Here is a 3,840-nt window from a genome sequence, read left to right on the forward strand (position 1 = left end):
CGGATTGCTAATCCGGTACTTTTCTTCGTAGCTGAGTGTTACCAGATTCAGCCATATACCGTTCATATTCTAGCAATGAAACCTATTTTTTCTGTCATGTGCGCTCTGCTGGCTCTGGGAGTTGCCCAGGGAGCCACTATTTTTACGACCACCAATGCCAACGCCGCCAACAACGCAGGCAACGGCTACTACGGCTTTGCGACCAAGTTGACCTCTCCCGGAGTCATGTCCACCACCACGGGAGGGGAAGAAGCAACCCTTCCCAATACCGTTTATCTGAACAATCTTACGCTGACCATGCGTAACAGCGGAAGCGGCAACTCATTTAAAGTGGCAATTTACGCCTATACCGCCGACGGCACGGTAGGAGAATTGATAGGGCTGTCCAGCAATGCCAACGACTGGTCGGCCTCTGCTGAACTGAATTTCAATTTTGACAATGTGGCATTGGATTCCACAACCACTTACCAATATCTTTTCGTCAGTGAAAATACCGTCTGGGACGACTTGAACAAGACGGCCGGCACAGAAAACATGAATGCCTACAAGAGTCATGCCGTTTCCGAAAGCCTTTCCATGTCCCAAGGCGGTTCCCTGCCCTCCGGAAGCGGCACGTACAAAAACAATACGCTGAACAGTTGGGAAGGCCAGTATTTACCGGTGGTCGCTTTCTCTACCAGCGATAAAGCGGTCCCCGAACCGGCGGCGGCCACCATGGGCCTCTTCGGGCTGAGCGCCCTATTGTTCCGCCGCCGCCGTTCCTAAGAGCGGGTACGGCACAACACAACTGATCAAGGGAGAAGGGCTGTTGCCCTTCTCCTTTTTTTCTGGGCGCGTGAAAAAAGGAAAAGCCGCACTATCCGGAAAGCCGATGGAAGAAACATGCGCCATACGCAACTCCTCCCGCAAACCCAGTCCAAAGTTCAGAACCATGAATCAGCCCGCAGAAATGGGCATCATCCCCGCAAGAGGAATCCCTGTTCTCCGGATGACCGACTGTCCCAATCAATCCGCCGACTTTTTCAGAATCATTACTCCCCGGGAAATTCCGGAGGAAGCTCCACAGACTTCCGCCTTCAACATGTAGGAATCCAGATTGGTCCGGTATTTTTTCAAGACCAGGCGGAAGGTATTCTTCCTGTTTTCCGTTCCCGTCCATCCCTCATGGACATCGGAAGCAACCTCCCTGTCCCCTTCATACAGCTTGACGGAGTGAATTTTCAGGGCAGAAGGCCCCTCCTTCCATTGAAATGTGGCCGTATAAGTGCCGGGAGACGTCACCTTGTCCGTCACATTGAACGTGAGGGAAGAACCATGGGCAAGGTCCCAGGGCATCCCCGCCTGACCCCGTTCATCCGCCGCCAGGGAATCCAGCGTCTTACCATGGCCTTTCATGATGCGAAGAGCAACCGCCAGCGGAGAACCGGAAGGCTTCACCGGATAAATCTTTCCATTTCCGGCAAAAGCCAGTTCCTCCCTGACTGTTTTCTCCCGGCATTCCCGGGCGGCCGTTTCCCGGTCCTTCTTTCCGGTAAGCACCTCCAGTTGAGACTCAAAGAAATTCTTCCACCGCGGCAGATAAAAATCAGACACCAGGCCAGCCCACTGGCGGTTGGAATAATCATTAAGGTCCTGCGGAGCCTTGTCAATCCACGTGGTAACCATCATCTTGGCGGCACGGTCCATCAGGGACTTCTCCCTGGCATTCGTACCCATATTCAACGCCTTTGCTTGCCAGGTACCCAGTAAAAACTGACGGTCCGTCGCCAGCAAGTCATCCATATCCGTTATAAGGGACAAGAAAATATCCACCTGCTTCCTGTAAGCAGCCACGTCTCCGGCGTCAAAAGCCTCCTTGACCTGCTGAAGCTGGTAAAAGGCGGCATCCGCCAAAACCTGCCTGACCACGTCCACCAGATCGTACCGGAACGTTTCTTCCTTCATCATTTCCGGATGTTCGGAAGCGGCCTTCACGTAACCACGCGCCGCCTTCACCACATCCCCCAGCTTGTAATAGCGTTCTCCGGAAGACCAAGTGGAAGCCTTGCGGATTTCCCAGGACGGCCGCCCGCAAATGACGGACTCCGTGCATCCCTCCTGGGAACGAACGGGACTGTAAACGGAGGAAGACAGGATTTCCAACGCCTGAACCACCGCCTCAGGGGCGGAGCCGTAACGCTGGCGGGCGTACTTCGTGAGCCAGTCCCGGACGGGAATGTCTTCTTCCGTCCACAAGCGGTCACTGAAGAGGGCATAATGCAGGGGATTCGTTTCCAGCCCTTCGGACAAGGTGCCCATCCCCGTCAATCCCTTGTCCTTGTAGCCGGCCAAGTCACTACCCAGGCGGGACAGAAGAGGAACTCCACCGTACAATCCCGTATTTCCTCCGAAGTTAGCCAGCTCGCACCAAACCCAGGGAATGCCGTCAAACGTCCTCAAATTCTTGCCGCCGTTCACCATATCCTTGGTCAGCTGCAGCACAAGCGCATGCTTCGGGTCCATGCCGGCCAGCAGCTCACGAGAAGGATTTCCTCCCCATGCCTGAATCACCCAGACAGAACCCGGGGAAGCCTTCTGCATGGCGCCCTGCACCGCCTGTGCCGCACGCGTTACATCAATGCCTCCCGTACTGCCGCCCTCATGGAACAAATCGCCGCCGAACATTTTCGCGGAAATGCCGTACACCTTGCGGAGAGCCTTGTACCAGTCTGCGGCCAACTTCGGGAAGGCCTCGCAAGTGGGATCCACTACCCATGGCCTCTTGAAATTGACCCATTCTCCCTGCGGGACAAGCTTCAGCCCCTTCATCCGTACATTCTCCTCAAAATCCGCGGGGACAAACCCTACATATCCCTGAAGAACAGGCGTCAGGCCCAGCTGTTCCATGCGGGAGACGATGCGCCTGCCCAACTGTGCCATCCTGTCAATCTGCTGCTGGGTCAGCGGTCCTCCGTGGCCCTCCAGATTGCCCATGTTCCACCAGGCGGCAAATGCGGGATTGGGAATAAAGCGGAGAGCCTTTTCCCGGGGATACCCCAGGCCAATGAGGAAATCCTCCCAGGTTTTCTCCAAACCTGCCGTCACCAGGGCATGCGTAAAACCGCTCAGCGCCAGAAAATCCAGCTCACGCTGCCATCTGTTCCAGTCCCAGAAAGCCGCCGTATAGGACAAAGTGCAGTAATTATAGGCAAAAACGGTGTTCCACGGGGATTCAATCGTGACAGGGCTGGATGGAGCAGGCAATGGAGAGGGAAGCGTCAGCCGGTCCCCGTTCCATGAAAAATGCACCTGGGCAATATTTTTCAGATACCAGCCGTATCCTGCTATCAGCCGCCTCACATCGGACGCTTCCACCCGGATGCCTCCGGCAACCCCTGAAATAGTAATCTTATTGCCCAAAGCCGGATTCAACTGGAACAACACGGCCCCCTTTGCCGATGGAGTTACCCGGGACACCACTTCTTCAGCAGCTGCCACGGGAGACCTCTCCGCGGCGGACGCGCAAACCAGCGGAGACATGATCGTTCCCAGAATCAGACCAACGGCAAAAGCAGGTGAAAACATAGCACCAACTATACAAGCAAAAAGAGCAAAGTCTTTCAAGAGTGGAGCAGATCAGAGCTAAAGAGAGCTGGCAGCTGAGGGGAAGTCCCCCTATCCCCCCTATCCCCCCTAGACATCATGGACATAATAGACCCCATGGACAGTATAGACAAAAAGGACGTCATGGACGTAATGTCCATTAAGTTGACTAAGTCCATTCAGCAGGGAGGGCTATTGGGAAGGAGAGCTCCCAAGAAGCGAACAAGCCCCGCGAGGTACGGGACCTGGCGGGGCTTG

At 55.1% G+C, this 3,840-nt stretch carries 2 protein-coding genes; one reads left to right on the top strand and one right to left on the bottom strand.

The features are described from left to right. Window positions 1-75: 75 nt before the first annotated feature. A complete protein-coding gene (locus tag LIO64_RS01195) occupies window positions 76-765 on the top strand; it encodes a PEP-CTERM sorting domain-containing protein (RefSeq protein WP_290547630.1) in 690 nt (229 codons plus the stop codon). Window positions 766-1,005: 240 nt separating this feature from the next. Here the strand turns inward: LIO64_RS01195 and LIO64_RS01200 are convergent, their stop codons facing one another. Then, the gene (locus LIO64_RS01200) at window positions 1,006-3,564 is read right to left on the bottom strand and encodes an alpha-N-acetylglucosaminidase (protein WP_290547631.1); all 2,559 of its coding nucleotides are present in this window, start codon (window positions 3,562-3,564) and stop codon (window positions 1,006-1,008) included. Window positions 3,565-3,840 lie beyond the last annotated feature (276 nt).

It is taken from the genome of Akkermansia sp. (assembly GCF_020860705.1).
Taxonomy (GTDB): domain Bacteria; phylum Verrucomicrobiota; class Verrucomicrobiia; order Verrucomicrobiales; family Akkermansiaceae; genus Akkermansia.

What these genes read in the sequence shown, in the direction of transcription:
- LIO64_RS01195 (WP_290547630.1), top strand. Translation starts at nt 76, where the DNA reads ATGAAACCTATTTTTTCTGTCATGTGCGCTCTGCTGGCTCTGGGAGTT.
- LIO64_RS01200 (WP_290547631.1), bottom strand. Translation starts at nt 3,564, where the DNA reads ATGTTTTCACCTGCTTTTGCCGTTGGTCTGATTCTGGGAACGATCATG.